Source organism: Enterobacter sp. Y17 (assembly GCF_019730495.1).
GTDB classification, from domain to species: Bacteria; Pseudomonadota; Gammaproteobacteria; order Enterobacterales; family Enterobacteriaceae; genus Enterobacter; species Enterobacter asburiae_B.
Genome location: NZ_JAASKP010000005.1, coordinates 1 through 17,154 on the forward strand (window position 1 = coordinate 1; position 17,154 = coordinate 17,154).

Here is a 17,154-nt window from a genome sequence, read left to right on the forward strand (position 1 = left end):
TCGCTGACCCTGAGCGCGCCGGGCGCCATCGTCAACACCGCGCTGCTGTACGCGGCGAATAACCTGGCGCTGTTTGCTGACAGCATCACCAACCGGCGCGGCGACATCATGGCGGGAAACAACCTGTGGATGCAGCGGGATGCGGCGGGGAATGCGAACAGCCAGGTGGTGAACACGTCGGGGAATATTGAGACGCAGGGTGGGGATATTACGGTTAAGACTGCCAGCCTGTTAAATCAGCGTGATGGATTAACGTCAACCACAACAACAAGTGCGTCGCCAGCGTATGGTTGGGTTGGGCAGGCAACTGTTGACATACCTGTGTCGGTTCTCGGAATCGATACGCTTGTTCGGGATAAATACAGCACTTATACCCATGAGGGTTCTGGTACATGTGGTGGGGTTCCCTGTTTCTTGTATGAGGATACCCATTACTATTACAAACCAATTACAGGCTATGAAACACGTAAATATGCACTAAATCAGATAGCGCAGGTTGTAAATGCTGAGGGTGGAAGCGCTCGTATTTCTTCCGGGCGTAACCTGACTATCACTGCCGCAGAGTTGAACAATCAGGCGAGTGCAATCCTGGCGAATAGCAATATTACGCTTGCAGGAAACACGCTGAATAATCAGAGCTATCAGAGCGGAACTTATACAGAATATGCTGTATATAAATATGTAAGCCCCTCATATGGCGGGGGTTCTCCTAGCTCCTACTCTCCAACCCATCGCAATACTTACTACGACAATGACGTAACCTATGTATTAGATGGGCATGTCACAGAAAGTGAAAATGGTGAAACATACCGTGCCGTCATCCAGGCGGGCGGCAACGTCACCGCAAACTTCACCAGCAACATCAGCAACACCAGTACCACCGCTAACGCGGGCGGCGTCAGTAACGTTATCTCCACCCCGTCGCTGAACACACTCAGCAACCAGACCATCGGCAGCGGTGTGCAAAAACAGGGGCTGAGCAATACCGGCACCGTGGCGGTGACCTCGCCGCAGTGGAACGATCGGCTCCAGGGGGCGCTGCAGCAGCTTAACGGCGGCGGCGCGCTGGAAAACGGCGACGCGTCCGGCACGCCTCTCAGCAACGTTGCCACCACGCAGAAAGGCAACGCGAACCTCGGCCAGCTGGGCACGCTGGCGAACGCAGGGGTCACCACCGCCGATCTCCGCACCGCGCAGGGCGGCGCCGTCGGGCACTATCAGGGCCAGCGCGTCGACACCAGCGCTTACCCGCTGCCGTCGGGCAACAACGGCTATTTTGTCTTCTCCGACAACCCGAAAAGCCCGTACCTGATCGGCATCAACCCGAAACTGAATGGTCTCGGACAGCTTGATCCCGCCCTGTTTGCCGATCTGAACGCGATGCTCGGGATCAAACCGTCGTCCACGGCGCCGCAGGAGACGCGGCTGGCGTTTACCGACGAGAAGCAGTTCCTCGGCTCGTCCTATATGCTTGGCCGCCTCAACCTGAACCCGGACTACGACTACCGCTTCCTCGGCGATGCGGCGTTCGATACCCGCTATGTCTCCAACGTGGTGCTCAACCAGACCGGTAACCGCTACCTGAACGGCATCGGCTCCGATCTGGATCAGATGCGCTATCTGATGGACAACGCCGCGGCGGCGCAGCAGTCGCTGGGCCTGCAGTTTGGCGTCTCGCTGACCGCCGATCAGATTGCCGCGCTCGACCACAGCCTGCTGTGGTGGGAGAAAGCCACCGTCAACGGCGAAACCGTGATGGTGCCGAAACTCTACCTGTCGCCGAAGGACGTCACCGTCAACAACGGCAGCGTGATCGCGGGCAACAACGTCACCCTGAAGGGCGGCAGCATCACCAACGGCGGCAGCTCGCTGCTGGCGAAAAACAGCCTGACGCTCGACAGCCAGAACAGCATCAGCAACCTCAGCAACGGCCTGATGAAAGCGGGCGGCGACCTGAACCTGAGCGCCATCGGCGATATCAATAACATCAGCTCCACCATCAGCGGCAAAACGGTCGCGCTGGAGAGCCTGGACGGCAGCATCAACAACCTGACGCAGGTTGAGCAGATTGATATCAACGCCGGCGGGAAGTACGGCAACATCGGCCTGAAGGACACCCTGCTGGGGAACGCTGCGTCGATTACCGCGCAGGATGGCCTGTCGCTTGAGGCAGGGAAAAACATCACCGTCACCGGGGCGAACCTGTCCTCCGGCGGGGATATGCTGCTGAACGCGTGGGGCGATATTGCCGTCAACGCGAATCAGATCAACGACGCATTCAGCTCCAGCCGGGAGAAAACCAGCCGTTCCTCCGTCACGTATCAGGGAAGTAACGTCAGTGCGGGCGGCAACCTGCTGGTGAATGCCGGGCACAACCTTGACGTGACCGCCAGCGACCTGAAGGCGGGCGGCAGCGCGGGGCTGAGCGCGGGCAACGATCTGAACCTGAACGCGGCACAGACAAGCGAAAGCAGCCGTAAAGGGAAAAGCGAGTCCCACAGCACCGGGCTCGACCGCACCACGATTTCCGCAGGCGATAACCTGGTCCTGAAGGCCGGGCAGGATATCAACGCTCAGGCCGCCGCGCTGGCAGCGGAGAAAAGCGTCGGGCTGCAGGCGGGTCGCGACGTGAATCTGGCTGCGGAAGAGACCACGCAGGGCGACAGCTATAGGTCAGGCAAGAAAACCGTTATTAACGAATCGGTACGTCAGCAGGGAACCGAGATCGCCAGCGGGGAGAATACCCAAATCCTCGCCGGACGCGATGTCACCACCGAAGCCGCGCAGGTGACGGCGAAGGGCGATATCGGCGTGGCGGCAGGCCGCGACGTCAGCCTCAATACCGCAACCGAAAGCGATTATCACTACAAAGAGCAGACCAAAACCAAAAAAGGTTTCCTCAGCAAGAAAACCACCCACACCATCGAGGAGGACAGCGCGACGCGTGAATCCGGCTCCTTGCTGAGCGGCGATAACGTGCAGGTGGTGGCGGGCAATAACCTGCGGGTGTTCGGCTCCGCCGTGGCGGGCGATGGCGACGTGCAGCTTAAGGCGGGCAACAATGTTGATATCGTTGCGGCCACCAACACCGACACCTCGTGGCGCTTTAAGGAAGAGAAAAAATCCGGCCTGATGGGCTCGGGCGGGATTGGCTTCACCATCGGCAGCAGTAAAAGCACGCACGATCTTCGTGAGAAGGGTACCACCCAGAGCCAGAGCTTCAGTACGGTGGGCTCGACGGGCGGTAACGTCGCGATTTCTGCCGGAAACCAGGCCCATGTCGGCGGGGCGGATCTTATCGCCGGGAAGGATTTAAGCCTCAGCGGCGACAGCGTCATCATCGAGCCGGGGCACGACAGGCGCACCCGGGATGAAACCTTCGAGCAGAAGAAAAGCGGGCTCACCGTGGCGCTCTCCGGCACCGTCGGTAGCGCTATTAACAATGCCGTGAGCGCGGCGCAGGAGACCAAAGAGCAAAGTGATGGCCGTCTGAAAGCCCTTCAGGCCACCAAAACGGTGCTGTCCGGCGTGCAGGCCGGGCAGGCTGCGGATATGGCGGCAACCACCGGCGATCCGAACGCAATGGGTGTGAGCCTCTCGCTGACGACCCAGAAGTCGAAATCACAGCAGCATGCTGAGAGTGATGCGGTGGCAGGCAGCACGCTGAACGCAGGCAACAATCTCTCCATCACCGCGAACGGCAAAAACAAAGGTGCAAACAGCGGCGACATCGTGATTGCGGGCAGCCAGCTGAAAGCCGGGGGCGACACCACGCTGGATGCACAGAACGATATTCTGTTGTCCGGCGCGGCGAATACCCAAAAAACCAGCGGCAAGAACAGCAGCAGCGGTGGCGGTATTGGGGTAAGCATCGGTGCCGGAGGCAACGGCGCGGGTATCAGCGTGTTTGCCAACGTTAACGCCGCGCACGGCAAGGATAAAGGTAACGGTACCGACTGGACCGAAACCACAATCGACAGCGGCAAAAACGTCACTCTAAAAAGCGGGCACGACACCGTGCTTGATGGCGCTCAGGTTAACGGCAATAAAATCGTGGCAGACGTTGGTCACGACCTGCTGATGCGCAGCCAGCAGAACAACAGCGACTACGACAGCAAGCAGACCAGCGTTGCAGCGGGTGGCAGCTTCACCTTCGGCACCATGTCCGGTTCAGGCTATATCAACGCCAGCCAGGACAAGATGAAGAGCCGCTTTGATTCGGTGGCCGAACAGACCGGGCTGTATGCCGGGGACGGGGGCTTCGACATCACCGTGGGGCATCACACCCAGCTTGATGGCGCGGTTATCGCGTCCACCGCCACGCCGGACAAAAACAGCCTCGATACCGGAACGCTGGGCTTCAGCGATATCCACAACGAAGCGGACTTTAAAACCTCGCACTCCGGTATCAGCCTGAGCGGCGGCGGCAGCTTCGGGGATAAATTCCAGGGCAACCTGCCGGGCGGCATGATCTCCGCTGCGGGTAATAAAGGCCATAAGGAAGGCACCACGCAGGCCGCCGTGGCAGAGGGCTCCCTCACCATCCGCGACAAGGCAAACCAGAAGCAGGACGTGGCCGATCTGAGTCGCGACACCGAACATGCTAACGACAGCATCAGCCCGATCTTCGACAAGGAGAAAGAGCAGAACCGCCTGAACGCGGTTGGGATGATCAGCGACATTGGCAGCCAGGTGGCGGATATTGCCAGGACGCAGGGTGACCTGAACGGGCTGAAGGCGGCCCAGAAAGAAACCGGCGCAACACTCCCCGCAAACGCGACAGAGAAACAGCGCCAGGATTATCTGGCGAAACTGCGAGATACCCAGGCATACAAAAACGTGATGGTGACGTACGGAACCGGCAGCGATATGCAGCGCGGCATCCAGGCGGCCACGGCAGCGCTGCAGGGACTGGCGGGCGGCAATATCGGAGGGGCGCTGGCGGGCGCGTCGGCACCGGAGCTGGCGAACATCATCGGCCATCATGCAGGCATTGATGACAACACGGCGGCAAAAGCGATTGCCCATGCCATCCTCGGCGGCGTAACTGCAGCCCTTCAGGGAAACAGTGCCGCAGCGGGCGCTGTGGGGGCCGCATCCGGCGAACTGATTGCTACAGCAATCGCCAGACAGTTCTATCCGGACACAGACCCGTCGAAGCTGACGGAAGAGCAGAAGCAGACCGTGAGTACGCTGGCATCTGTTTCAGCGGGCATAGCCGGCGGGATTGCTGGGGGAAATACGGCTGGTGCGGCGGCCGGGGCCAGTGCCGGGAAGAATAGTGTTGAGAATAACTATCTGAGCAGTACGCAGGCAGTAGCATTCGATAAGGAACTTTCTGAGTGTCGAAAATCTGGTGGTGACTGTCAGGCGATTATCGATAAATGGAAAAAAGTCAGTGATGAGCAAAGTGCTACAGTTGATGAGCTATTGAAGGATGATCCCCTAACGGCTGTTGGATGGAATAAGGAAGTTGCTGAGGGTGGCTACGATATGACGGAGCGCCCCGGCTGGTTGGGAAATATCGGCGCTGATGTTATGACCAGTGACGAAGCCAAGACCTACGTTCAACAGTGGAATGGTCAGGATCTGGCGAAAATAGACCAAAACAGTCCGGAGTGGATGAAGTATGCGGTATTCGCGTCCGATCCGGAAAATCAGGCCATGCTTGTCAGCGGTGGGCTGCTTGTAAAAGACATAACCAAAGCGGCGCTATCGTTCATGAGCCGCAATACTGCAACGGCTACTGTCAAAGCCTCTGAACTCGGAATGCAATGGGGCCAGGGTAATATTAAACAAGGTATGCCTTGGGAGGATTATGTTGGTTCATCCTTACCCTCCAGTGCCAGATTGCCCCAGAATTTTAAAACGTTTGACTATTATGATGTATCTACTAAAACAGCTGTGAGCGCTAAATCATTGGATACACAGACAATGGCGAAGCTGGCAAACCCTAATCAGATTTACAGTTCGATCAAAGGAAATATTGATGCAGCTGCAAAATTTGATACATACACACTCTCTCGAAAGACAATTGATTCTTCTATGATTGCTAATAGAGAGGTCCAGCTTGCTGTTCCTGCTACTACAACAAAAACGCAGTGGACAGAAATAAACCGAGCCATTGAATATGGCAAGAGTCAGGGTGTGACAGTTAAAGTGACACAGGTGAAATGATGAAATTTAATAAAAGTCAGGATTACAGGGCTAGTTGTTACTATAACTCTGAATTATTGCTTGTTGAGACTCAATCAGGGCTGGGGATGGTCGCTGCTGATCCCCTCTTTCCTCCCCACTTATTGCACCCCGATGCCGATAATCAAAGTATCGGTGAAGTTGTTTTACAAGCGTTGTCAGATAGCCGGACATTGACGATTGAAGAGTGTGATACGTTCTTTGATGTTGAGAAAGGCAAAGCACAATATGCTGCCTGGATAGCAATGTTGATGAAAAAATACGGCTATAAAACCAAACGTGCTTTATTCAAAGATATGAAGAACTGTGGTGTACATTGTATCAATGGTTTTATCACTTTTTCACCAACTCGCCATGAGAAACTAGAAGGTTGGGGAAGAACTAAAGGTGATGGCATAGAGAATGTCGTTCTCTCTGTAGATAGCACTCCAGCCGAAATTGGCGCGGGTCTGCGACTTGCCCTCAGTCGTTGCAAAGGTTGATTCAAAATCCCGCCAAATGTCGGCGGGATTTTTGGATTTGCCCTTTTTCACTTCCAGATAAGACGTATTTGGCCGTATCGTCTTCCGGTCAATTCTGATTCTCCAATAACTACTCTTGCCGTTGGAGGAATATTGCGCATTATTTCAAAAGAAAAGAAGCGCTCTGAAGATCTACCCGAATGAGGGTATAGAACTACCCCAGCCTCTCCACCCTCGTCTCCCCCTCCACCATTGACAGCTGATACAGCGAAAACGATCGCTGTTTCTCAATCAACTTCGCCAGCTCCGGCGAGTGGCTGGTGAGCCAAATCTGCGAGTAGCGGCTGGCCTCGGCGATTAAGCTCGCCAGCGCGGGCAGCATCTGTGGGTGCAGGCTGTTTTCCGGTTCGTTCAACGCGATAAACGCCGGTGGGCGCGGGCTTAACAGCGCTACCGCCAGGCACAGAAAGCGCAGGGTACCGTCGGAGAACTCCGCCGGTTCCAGCGGCCTGCTAAGACCTTCGCGCTGCATCATCATGCGAAAACGTCCGCCAGTGTTGTCGCTGTAAAACACGCAGCCGGGGAAGGCCTGGTCAAGGATGCGCATCAGCAGCAGCTCGTCGCCGATCTCGACGATAGTCTGAAACGCGGCCGCCAGGTTGGCACCGTCGCTGGCCAGCACCGGGGAGCGGAAACCGACCTGCGGAGCCCGCATCGCCGAGCCGATTGATACAGAAAACTCATGATAAAAGCGCCAGTTACGCAGGGACTCGCGCATCTGCGACACTTCCGGGTAAAGATGCGGTTCGCCGAGCTGCCCGAACACCGATTCGTTCTCGTACAGCGTGCCGCTGTGGGTCACTTTCTCGTGATGCACGTTGTTCAGAAATACTGCCTGGTTCTTACGCTTCATCAGCTGTGACGAAGGCCGACGGTGCTGACCGCTCAGCCAGATGGACTCCTCTTTGATCACCGGATCGAGCTGAAACTGCGAGGGATAGGGCAGCTTCTCCACAAACCCGACCTGCAGCTCGTATTCGTAGGTCTCTGTTTCCACCGCCAGATTCATCCGCCGCAGCTGGTCGCTGCGGGTTTTGCCTGCCCAGAACACCTTCAGAATGCCGCCCTCGTTTGCCAGCGCCTGGGAAAATTGCCCCTGGGCGGCGCTGTGCATCAGGTGTATCGCCTTGTAAATATTGGATTTCCCGGTGCCGTTCGGCCCGAAGACGATGTTGAGCTGCTCCAGCTCCAGCGACATGTCGCGGATGGATCGGTAGTTTTGAATGTGCAGGGTGTTGATCACTGGCAGGCCCCTTTTGCAGAATAAGCCTGTATATAATCACAGTCTTTAAGATGAAATGCAAAAAAGAGACGACAGTGAGGATGTCGTCTAAACGGGGTACTGCTTTGGGCCTCTACGGGTCAATGGGGCCTTCGCATTTTTATGATCACTTGACTGCCAGACGCAGACCCAAATCATCAGGATAGGGATCAAAGTAGTTTTGCGTCATCAGATACCGGTCGGGGTATTCGGCCAGGTAGTGCTTCAGCAGCGTGATCGGGGCGAGAATAGGCAAGTGTCCGTTGCGATAGTGCAGGATCACGTCGCGCAGCTCGCCGCGCTGGCGGGTGTTCAGCTGGTTACGGAAATACCCCTGGATATGCATCAGCACGTTGGTGTGATTCTTCCGCGAGGCGGGTTTTTTCAGGATGGTCATCAGCTTTTCCCGGTACGCCACGAAGAAGGCGTCCAAGTCTTCCCACTCGTGCAGCGAGGCAACGAACGGGCCGATTTCGCGATAGCCTGCCTGATGGTGCGCCAGTAGCTGAAGCTTATAGCGGCTGTGAAAATCCAGCAGCCCACGCCGCGTCAGACCTTTAGCGCGCAGCGTGTTTAGCTCGTGCAGGGCAAATACCCGCTCGATAAAGTTTTCCCGCAGCACCGGGTCGTGCAGCCGACCGTCTTCCTCGACGGGCAGCCACGGGTAGGTTTCAAGAAGGGCGGCGGTGAACAGCCCGACGCCCTCCTTGCGGCCCCGGTTGCCGTTTTCATCGTACAGCCGCACGCGTTCCAGGCCGCAGCTTGGGGATTTTGCACAGACGATAAATCCCGACAGATCGCCGATTTTTGGCAGATAGTCTGCCGTAAAGTCGGCCATTTTCTGCGTGAGGTCATCATGAGGCGGCTTGCTGAAACGGAGCTGCGTTTCGCCGCTGTCCGTCAGCGTCAGGCGTATGGCCGGGCGAGGCGTCGGCAGGCCGATGGCCATTTCAGGGCAGACGGGCCTGAAATTCACCCACTGGGCCAGCTCATCCATGACGAAGCCCATACGCTTGTGTCCGCCGTCAAAGCGAACGGCGGATCCGGTCAAACATCCGCTAATACCGAGTACAGGTTTCGTTGTCATGGTGTAGTCCTCCCGTTCATATAATTAAAACTTACACAACATGACTAATTTGTCCAAGTATTAGCGGAACTATTTTTTTTATTCCTTTAAAATCAATGCGTCTTAACTGCCCTTGTAGGTCGAGTAACCGTACTGGCTCAGCAGAAGCGGGATGTGCAGCTTCTCGTTGGTGCGGGTCACGGTAAACAGCACCGGGATCTCCGGGAAGAAGGAGTCCAGCTTTTTGCCGTGGAAGTACTCTGCGGTTTTGAAGGTCACTTTATACACGCCAGGCTGCATGTCCTGATCCTGCGGATAGAGCGATTTGATGCGGCCGTCGTGGTCGGTTTTACCGCTGGCAATCGGGGTCCATTTGTCCTGCTGCTGTTTCTCCAGCGTAACGGTCACGTCTGATGGCGGCATCCCGGTTTGCTGGTCGAGAATGTGAACGCTCAGCGTGCCGGCAGGGGCGCTAAAGGCAGCAGGGGCAAAGGCCATCGAGGCCAGGATCAGCAGAGGGGCAGTTTTTTTCATGGTGTTTTCCTGTTGAGTTATTCGTCACAGGAAAACGTTAGCATCTGCGGCGCGGGAAAATATTCAACTTTTCGTGAAGATTCCCGCAGGAGAAAATTATCAGAGGATAATCACTTCAAGCGATACCTGCTGCTGCCACTGCTCCACCTGTTTTTTCCGCCCGGCGGTGAGTTTGCCGCTGGTGATCAGAAGCCATTTGCGCTCCGGGAAAATTTCCGGTGCCAGCGCGTCAGGCGGAACCGGCAGGATGTCGATTCGGTGGCCCTGCCCGGTGCGCGTTAAGGCTTCGAGCCAGATCTCGCACGGGTCGTTCAGGTGCCAGCCGCTGAGCAGAATGTTATCGCCCGGCGCTTTTTTATCGCCTTCGAGGCAAAACGAGGTGTAGGCGATGATGATGCCGTCGAGGATCGCGCGCAGGGTCATGGCGGCGGCGACGTTGGCCGAGACCTGGCTGCGCAGCGGGCGCAGCACGTTCGCGACCAGCTCCGGCCTTGGGTATTCGCGTCCGGCGTCGTAAATCATCTGGCGCAGGGACTCGACCTTGCCGTCCTGCAGACGTTGCAGCATGTTCTGCTGCAGGGTTTGCCAGTTGTTGGTCCGACCCGGCATCGGGCGCTCCAGCAGCGGTTTGACCTGGCCGATCGGGACGCCTTTTTTGACCCAGTCGAGGATTTTTAGCGCCTGCTGGACGTCATCGTCGCTGTACTGGCGGTGGCCGCCTTCCGTGCGCTGTGGCTTGAGTAAACCATAGCGACGCTGCCACGCCCGCAGGGTGGTGGCGGTGATGCCGCTGAGTCTGGCGAATTCGCCGATGGAGTAAGCCATGTCCGTGTCCAGAGTGGAGGAATACTCTCAATATACTACGAATTTTCCCGAACGGGATGAAGCGCCGAAACGGTGCACTACACTTAACGTCCAACCGTGCAAATGAAAGGAATTCTCATGAAGCTATGGCCTGTTGTGACCGGTGTTGCCATTGCGCTGACGCTGGTCGCCTGTAAATCCCCCACGCCGCCGAAGGGCGTGCAGCCGATTTCCGGTTTTGACGCCAGCCGCTATCTTGGCAAATGGTACGAGGTCGCCCGTCTGGAAAACCGCTTTGAACGCGGGCTGGAGCAGGTAACCGCCACCTACGGCAAGCGCAGCGACGGCGGCATCAGCGTGCTCAACCGGGGCTACGATCCGGTGAAGAACAAGTGGAACGAGAGCGAAGGCAAAGCGTACTTTACCGGCGAACCGACCACCGCCGCGCTGAAGGTGTCCTTCTTCGGCCCGTTCTACGGCGGCTATAACGTGATCAGGCTGGACGATAAGTACCAGTACGCGCTGGTCAGCGGCCCGAACCGCGACTACCTGTGGATCCTGTCGCGCACGCCAACCATTCCGGATGCGGTGAAGCAGGATTATCTGAACACCGCGCGCGGTCTGGGCTTCCGGGTTGACCAACTGGTGTGGGTGAAGCAGTAGCCCCTACTGGTAGGAAAACGTAATGCTGGCCAGCGCGTTGGCCGAGCCGGGGACCAGTTCGCCGGTTCGGACGTACTGCGCCTGGAACGGTAACGTGAGCGTCTGCGCCGCCGTGGTGCTCTGGATGAAGAACTGGCCGGTCGCACCCGCGGCCGAGCTGTCCGGCCCCATCGTCAGCGGCCCGCTGCCGTTGTAGAAAAACTGCACCCCAACGCCGGACGCCGTGGAATCTCCGGTCAGAGTCACCACCGACGAGGTGTTCGACGGCGTGGTCTGATCGGTCATCACGGCGTGAACCGCCACGTTCGCGTCGCAGGTCAGGCCGACGGTAAACGTCCCCGATGGCGACGTGCTTCCCACCGTGGGCAGGGTGCGAATATCAATGGTGCCCAGCGCCACGCTGGCGTTTTTGCTGCCGACCGTACACCCGCTGGCGGTCACCGTGATGGTGGTCGGGCTGATGATGACCTGCGCCGTTTTCGTTTCGTTGTTATAGGCGGTGAGCACCGCGGCGTTGATAGTCGGGATGTTATAGACGCCGGATTTCAGCGCCGTACCGGTTTTAATAAAGGTGACTTTTGCTGACCAGCCTAAATCCTGGGCGATTCCTCCCGTCCCATCCGCAGGATAGCTTTGTGTTACGCCGGTTTGCAGGGGAATATATTTTGTCCCCTTAAAGTCCTTTAAACCGATGATATACCCCACGCCCGGTACGCCGGTCTCAAAAATAGTGTAATTCGCGCCGTCGACGGTGACCGTCGCACCGCTAGAGATGGCGCTGCTGCTGGGCTGCAGCGTCCCTTTGTTGCAGGTAAAAATAAGCCCGCACCAGAACACCTGCTGCACGCTGGCGGTGGCGCTCCAGGTCGATCCGATAATGCTGCCTGGCACCACGGAGTCCGCTGGCCCGCTGTAGGTCATCGGCTGAGGGGAGAGCGTAATGTCCGATTTCCAGTCCAGAGCCTGCACGCTGGCGCAGAAAAGTAATCCGCTGAGAAGAAACGCTAAACGCATCATAGATACTCCGTTGTCCAGGTGGCGAGGGCTGACACATCACCGGCGCTCACCGGCGTGGCGGTGGCAACCAGCTGCGCGTAGAAGGTCATCTGTACGCTGTCATCCCCCGCCGTTCCGTACGCGGTGGTCTTTGTATTCAGGGGAATGAGTACGCTCTCTTTATCGAGGATCTGCACCGCCACGCCGGTAGCGCCACCGTCGGCAATCTTCAGCAGCTGCGGGCTGGCATCATCCGGCGTACCGCTGAAGCGGATTTTTACGCCAGCAAAGGTTGGCCCGCACGCTTCAAGCCTGAGCGTGAAGGGCGTTTTGATATTGCTGACGGCCCCGGCACGGCTGAACTGTTTAATACCAATGGTGCCCAGCGGCACGTTTTGCTCAACGGAGTCCTGCGCCACCACGCAGGTGTTGCCGATCAAATTGCCGGTGACGGAGACCAGCACGTCGTAGCCGCGAACGGGGAGCGTGAAAACCAGCGGCAGCGCAAGGCAGCCGATCCGAAGCGTTACTGACATACCACCTCCTGAGAATAAAGACCGGTGCGGGCGTTATAGTTCTGCTTGTTTAAGGCGTAGGTAATGGCGCAGCGCTGGCGGCTGCCGCGGCCCCACACGGCGTTCAGCGTGCCCTTATCTGACAAACCGGAGAGATACAGGCTGCCGCCATCGCCAACGATGCCGCTGGTTTTGTCATCATCGAGCGAGACCAGCGTGCCGAAGGGGAGCACGTCGTTGCCGTGACGTACGATAAACATCGCTTTTGCCCCCTGGTGCGTGGTGAAGGTGGCGCGAACCAGGGCGCCATCGGTAGGCGTTTTGTTGGCGATGGCGTTTTCCAGCTCCACGTCGTTGCCGGCGGTCGTCACGTCCAGCGCGACCTGGTTAACGCGGTACGGCGTGGCGTACGGGATCACCGCGTAGCCACGGCCGTCCGTTTTGATGCCCTTATGGTTAAGCACGGCGACATTGCTGGCCCCCGGCGCTTTTACCAGAATGTTGGTGTTCCCGAGCGGCTGGCTCAGCGTCAGGCCATCTTCATGCACTACCGCGCCGCCGCTGATGCCGTAGCTGAGGTTGCGGGAGTCGCTGGCGTAGCTGTAGCCCAGGTTGTAGTCTCCCCACGCGCCTTCGTATTGCAAGGTGGCATCGCCGCCGTAGTGCTGTCGGGAGCTGTAGCGCTGGTTGACGCTATAGAACAGATTCTCCTCACCCGGCAGGTAGCCGCTCACGCCCGTGCTGGTGGTGGTGCCGGTGGAGTCCGCATGGGTCGTGGTAAAGCGCGCGCGGGTCGACAGCGTCGGGTTGCCCAGCGGGACCGAAATCGACATCGACAGGATGTTATCTTTCTTGTCGTCATACAGGCTCGAGCTTCGCTGGACGCTGACGCCAAGCGACACGTTGCGAAACGTGGCGTTCCACGCAAACTGCAGGCTTTGCGTGGTATTTGACGTGTTCCAGTAGGTCTGCTGATCCCACGACAGCGACAGCGAGCCGTATTGTCCCATCGGCTGCGACAGCAGCAGCTGGTTTTTTGCCTTACGCGACATGCGCAGGTTGTACACGGTGTCGTATTGGGTGGTGACGGTGCCATCGTCTTCCACCGTCTGCTTTGGCGATCCGCCCGACATGCCTTTGTACGTGGTGTCGCTGAGGGTATAAAACCCTTTCGTGGAGTAGCGCAGCGAGAAGAAATTCACCCGCGTGCCAATGTCGTTCAGCAGCTTGCTGTAGCGCAGGCGCACCGAATCACCGGTATAGTGCCGATCGTCCGCCAGCTGGCTGCGGGCGTGGGTCAGATCGATGGAGTAGGCGCCAAAGCGGCCGAGGTTTTGCCCAAACCCGAGGGCCAGGCCGTTATAGCGATCGGCAAACTGCGCCCCGCCGTAAAACGTCAGGCCGTATCGCCAGCCGTAGAACAGCTCGCCCTGCGCGAAAGCGGGCGCGTCCTGATTGCCCGTCGGACGGTATTTCCCGGCGCCGAGGGCATATTTCACCTGTCCGTTACGCACCAGGTTCGGCACGCTGGCAAAGGGAAGCGTGTATTGCGTTTTGCTGCCGTCGTTCTCCTGAATGGTGACCGCCAGATCGCCGCCCGAGGAGGTCGGGTAGAGATCTTTCAGCACAAACGCCCCCGGCGGGACGGAGGTTTGATAGATGATGTTGCCGTTCTGGCGAACCGTTACGGTCGCGTTGCTGCGCGCGATGCCCCGGACTTCTGGCGCATAGCCGCTGAGGCTGGCGGGCAGCATGTTGTCATCGGTTTTCAGGGCGATACCGCGCAGGCCCACGGAGTCGAACACCTGCGCCGAGGTGTACGTTTCCCCGGCATACACCTGCGCGCGCAGGGCGTGAATATCGCGCTGCAGCCAGGTCTGCACGTGGGTGAGCTCATTGCTGTCTTTGGTCCACGTGGTGAAATCACGCAGCCGCCACGCGCCCAGGTTGACGCCGCTGTTGAGGCTCGCAAACAGCTGCTGTTCCCGCGTGCGCGTCTCGCCGCGATACTCATTGTTCGAGCCATTGACCACGTAATTCAGCCACGCGGCAGGAATGCCCGCCTCCCAGCTTTCCGGGCTGACGTACCCGCGCGGCAAATTGCGCATCGCACTTTGCGGTACGGTGAAGCTCAGGGTGAGCGTCTTCTGGTCCAGATCAAACTGCGTATCCGCAAACGCCTTCGTTAGGAAGATGCAGCGCTGCGCCAGCGGCAGGTCGCCACCCTTCGCCTGATGGCTATCGATGCCCAGCGCGGCGAATTGTTCAGGCGTGAGGCAGGGCAGCGCTTCACCCGTGCTGTCTTCAGCAAGGCGGAACGTGACGTTACCCGTGAACGCATAATTCGTATTGATATATACGTTGAGGTTGTAATCACCCGGCGGCAACGCGCTCCCGGCGTTGACCCAGGCGAGATCGGCGCTGTTTGCGCTCTCGCCGTTGAGGAACGCGGGGTTAAATTGCAGCTCGCTTTCAGCAGCCACGGCTTGCCGAATCACCAGGGAGATCACCGTGGCGCACAGGATTTTTATTTTCACGTGGTCACGCCTTACTGTTTTTATTATTGGGATAACGACGCGCGCGCGGCGGGGGTCCATGCCCCGTAATCGTTAATGGTCTGATAGCTCATGCTGCCCGCATGGCTGAAGGTTTCGGCCAGCGTCACGCTGCCTTTCGGGGGCACCATCACCGGCTGCACCGGCATACCGTCAATTTTCACGTTGATGGTGGTGAGGTAGTACGGCGTGGGGTTGCTGAGCGTGACTTTTCCGGCGCGGTAGGCACCGGCCAGTTTTTTCCACGCCTCTCCCGGGCTCTCGCTGAGTCCTTCCGGGCGATAAAAGACCTTGATGCGGTTAGCCGACGCAAACTGCAGCGTATTCCCGGCGCCGCTTTTCGCCTGCTGGGGGATGGCTTTGACCGTCATCCAGTAGAGCGTCTCCCGATCCGCTGGCAGGGCTTTGCCGTTAAACATGATTTTCACCGCGCTTTCGCTGGCCGGTTTTATGACGTACAGCGGCGGCGTGATCGCGAAGTCGTTGGTGCGCTCGCCTTTCTCATTCTCCATCCACGACTGGATGAGGAACGTAGCGTCGGGATGGGTGTTTCTCACCTGCATCATGGCCTGGCTGGTGGCGCTGGAGTAGACCATTCGCGTTGCGCCCAGCCCCACGCCGCCGGCATAGACGGCGGAGGAACATAACGCACCCGCCAGGCAAATCCATGTGTTTACGCGCATAGTGTTTCTCCTGAAAGCTAAGACAGGCCCGGCCGCAGACCGGGCCTGAAGATTACGAATAGGTCACGGTGTAGGTTGCGACGGCGCTGGCATCACCCGCGGTGGCGCCGCCCTTCGGCGAGTAATATTTCGCGCTGAAGTTCAGGGTGTTGGCACCCTTACGCAGAGGGATGGCCGCAGCAGGTTCACCCAGGTTCACCACGTTGCCCTGCTCGTCATAAAGGCGAATAGCCACGTTTTGCGCAGAGTTGGCGCTGCCGTTTGCTCCGACGGACAAGCTATTAACATCGGAAGTGTCCGGCGTGCCGGTGAAGGTGACGGCCACGGTTGTGGCGGCAATCGGGTTCTCATCCGTAGAGGCTGAGGTATCGGCGATTTCGCAATCTTCCAGGGTGATGGCAAACGCTTTTGCCGTGCTGGCAACGCTGCCTGCCGTCTTCAGCGTTGCGGTACGCACTTCACCCATGTCCACGTCAATGTTGGCGCTTCCTGCGCTGATGGCGCAGGCGGAGGTCACCACTTTGCCGCTAAAGTTCACCGTGCCGCCGCTGGTGCCGGCAGCCAGGGCCGTGCCCGCTGGCAGTAATGCCGCAATAGCGATCGCGAGCAGCGTTTTATTATTGAATTGAGCTTTCATTGTCCTGATTCCATTATGGTGTTATGTCGAGATTTGCTCTGAAAGCAGCAGGTCTAACTGGTTAAAAAGACCAGCAAATCTGTCTTGTTCCTGAGCCCGAGTTTTCTTATCGCTGAGCTTTTTAACGCGCTGACACGACGGTAAGAAAGCTGCTCTGTTTCGGCGATGTAACGCATATCCAGACCCTTTCGCAGTTCCTTCAATACCCTCCATTCACCCGGCGTCAGCGATAACGCCGTGGGTTTTTTTAGTGGGCGATAACGGCTATCGACCATTTTTAATACGCTGGCTCGCCAGTGATAAAGCGGGTCCTGCAGCGAGAGATAGGCGTCTATTTCACCGCGTATCCACAGCCAGGAATTTGCCGGTGCGGAATACATGCAAATAAGTACGTCGGGATAAAGTACTTTCATCTTCCTGATATATTTCAGGCAGTCATATCCCGCGTGATATTTCTCCATGCCGGATAAAAAAATCACGTCTATCGGTGCGGTCGCGAGTATCGTTTCGATCTCCGCGTAATTATCGATCGATGCTGTAATCTGCATAGCCGGGACAATATTTTTTAATAACGCGGCGATCCCCTGGCGCGCAAAGTGATCTCCACCCAATAGCGCGATATTTAAATGACGTGTGTTGTTGAGCTTATTCGCCATGTCATTCCCTCGATTTATAATTGTAATGAGACTCGTCTGTCTGGCAGAACGATGCCTGTATTTTCGAA

Annotated in this window: 12 protein-coding genes and 2 pseudogenes; 4 read left to right on the forward strand and 10 right to left on the reverse strand. The window is 57.6% G+C overall.

What is annotated here, in order from left to right; all coding sequences use genetic code 11:
* From HCH49_RS18580 to HCH49_RS18585, 3 genes and pseudogenes are all read left to right on the forward strand, one after another.
* A pseudogene (locus HCH49_RS18580) lies at window positions 1-5,304 on the forward strand (hemagglutinin repeat-containing protein); the annotation flags it as partial.
* A gap of 246 nt (window positions 5,305-5,550) precedes the next feature.
* Window positions 5,551-6,177: pseudogene (locus HCH49_RS22410) on the forward strand (hypothetical protein); the annotation flags it as partial.
* Window positions 6,177-6,677, forward strand: coding sequence for a contact-dependent growth inhibition system immunity protein (locus HCH49_RS18585; RefSeq protein WP_087823663.1), 501 nt, complete (start codon window positions 6,177-6,179; stop codon window positions 6,675-6,677). The pseudogene HCH49_RS22410 and the gene HCH49_RS18585, both read left to right, overlap by 1 nt.
* A gap of 193 nt (window positions 6,678-6,870) precedes the next feature.
* Here the strand turns inward: HCH49_RS18585 and HCH49_RS18590 are convergent, their stop codons facing one another.
* The 4 genes from HCH49_RS18590 to HCH49_RS18605 form a co-directional block, all read right to left on the reverse strand.
* Window positions 6,871-7,959: an AAA family ATPase gene (locus HCH49_RS18590; protein WP_047059659.1), complete on the reverse strand. Its 1,089-nt coding sequence runs from the start codon at window positions 7,957-7,959 to the stop codon at window positions 6,871-6,873.
* A gap of 145 nt (window positions 7,960-8,104) precedes the next feature.
* Window positions 8,105-9,064, reverse strand: a complete 960-nt coding sequence (locus HCH49_RS18595) for a DUF523 and DUF1722 domain-containing protein (RefSeq protein ID WP_221703191.1) — start codon at window positions 9,062-9,064, stop codon at window positions 8,105-8,107.
* Between the two features lie 102 nt (window positions 9,065-9,166).
* Complete coding sequence (gene uraH / locus HCH49_RS18600) at window positions 9,167-9,577, reverse strand: hydroxyisourate hydrolase (RefSeq protein ID WP_033147068.1); 411 nt, start codon at window positions 9,575-9,577, stop codon at window positions 9,167-9,169.
* Between the two features lie 99 nt (window positions 9,578-9,676).
* A complete protein-coding gene (locus HCH49_RS18605; protein WP_221703193.1) occupies window positions 9,677-10,402 on the reverse strand; it encodes a MerR family transcriptional regulator in 726 nt (241 codons plus the stop codon).
* Between the two features lie 117 nt (window positions 10,403-10,519).
* Here HCH49_RS18605 and HCH49_RS18610 point away from each other — a divergent pair, with 117 nt between their 5' ends.
* Window positions 10,520-11,044, forward strand: coding sequence for a lipocalin family protein (locus HCH49_RS18610; protein ID WP_058841832.1), 525 nt, complete (start codon window positions 10,520-10,522; stop codon window positions 11,042-11,044).
* A gap of 3 nt (window positions 11,045-11,047) precedes the next feature.
* Here the strand turns inward: HCH49_RS18610 and HCH49_RS18615 are convergent, their stop codons facing one another.
* The 6 genes from HCH49_RS18615 to HCH49_RS18640 are packed head-to-tail and all read right to left on the reverse strand — an operon-like array spanning window position 11,048 to window position 17,086.
* Window positions 11,048-12,058, reverse strand: coding sequence for a fimbrial protein (locus tag HCH49_RS18615; RefSeq protein WP_221703245.1), 1,011 nt, complete (start codon window positions 12,056-12,058; stop codon window positions 11,048-11,050).
* Window positions 12,058-12,576 (reverse strand): fimbrial protein, encoded by a 519-nt coding sequence (locus HCH49_RS18620; RefSeq protein WP_221703195.1) that lies wholly within the window; start codon window positions 12,574-12,576, stop codon window positions 12,058-12,060. The genes HCH49_RS18615 and HCH49_RS18620 overlap by 1 nt, the downstream gene beginning before the upstream one ends.
* On the reverse strand, window positions 12,567-15,092 hold the full coding sequence (locus tag HCH49_RS18625; RefSeq protein ID WP_221703198.1) for a fimbria/pilus outer membrane usher protein: 2,526 nt from the start codon (window positions 15,090-15,092) through the stop codon (window positions 12,567-12,569). The genes HCH49_RS18620 and HCH49_RS18625 overlap by 10 nt, the downstream gene beginning before the upstream one ends.
* 23 nt (window positions 15,093-15,115) lie before the next feature.
* Window positions 15,116-15,793, reverse strand: a complete 678-nt coding sequence (locus HCH49_RS18630; RefSeq protein ID WP_048975182.1) for a molecular chaperone — start codon at window positions 15,791-15,793, stop codon at window positions 15,116-15,118.
* Between the two features lie 52 nt (window positions 15,794-15,845).
* Window positions 15,846-16,430, reverse strand: a complete 585-nt coding sequence (locus HCH49_RS18635; protein WP_032661969.1) for a fimbrial protein — start codon at window positions 16,428-16,430, stop codon at window positions 15,846-15,848.
* Between the two features lie 53 nt (window positions 16,431-16,483).
* A complete protein-coding gene (locus tag HCH49_RS18640) occupies window positions 16,484-17,086 on the reverse strand; it encodes a helix-turn-helix transcriptional regulator (RefSeq protein WP_033147063.1) in 603 nt (200 codons plus the stop codon).
* Between the last annotated feature and the right edge of the window lie 68 nt (window positions 17,087-17,154).

Coding starts and splice junctions, on each gene's coding strand:
- HCH49_RS18610 (WP_058841832.1), top strand. CDS start 10,520: ATGAAGCTATGGCCTGTTGTGACCGGTGTTGCCATTGCGCTGACGCTG.
- HCH49_RS18605 (WP_221703193.1), bottom strand. CDS start 10,402: ATGGCTTACTCCATCGGCGAATTCGCCAGACTCAGCGGCATCACCGCC.
- HCH49_RS18620 (WP_221703195.1), bottom strand. CDS start 12,576: ATGTCAGTAACGCTTCGGATCGGCTGCCTTGCGCTGCCGCTGGTTTTC.
- HCH49_RS18635 (WP_032661969.1), bottom strand. CDS start 16,430: ATGAAAGCTCAATTCAATAATAAAACGCTGCTCGCGATCGCTATTGCG.
- HCH49_RS18585 (WP_087823663.1), top strand. CDS start 6,177: ATGAAATTTAATAAAAGTCAGGATTACAGGGCTAGTTGTTACTATAAC.
- HCH49_RS18630 (WP_048975182.1), bottom strand. CDS start 15,793: ATGCGCGTAAACACATGGATTTGCCTGGCGGGTGCGTTATGTTCCTCC.
- HCH49_RS18615 (WP_221703245.1), bottom strand. CDS start 12,058: ATGCGTTTAGCGTTTCTTCTCAGCGGATTACTTTTCTGCGCCAGCGTG.
- uraH (WP_033147068.1), bottom strand. CDS start 9,577: ATGAAAAAAACTGCCCCTCTGCTGATCCTGGCCTCGATGGCCTTTGCC.
- HCH49_RS18595 (WP_221703191.1), bottom strand. CDS start 9,064: ATGACAACGAAACCTGTACTCGGTATTAGCGGATGTTTGACCGGATCC.
- HCH49_RS18640 (WP_033147063.1), bottom strand. CDS start 17,086: ATGGCGAATAAGCTCAACAACACACGTCATTTAAATATCGCGCTATTG.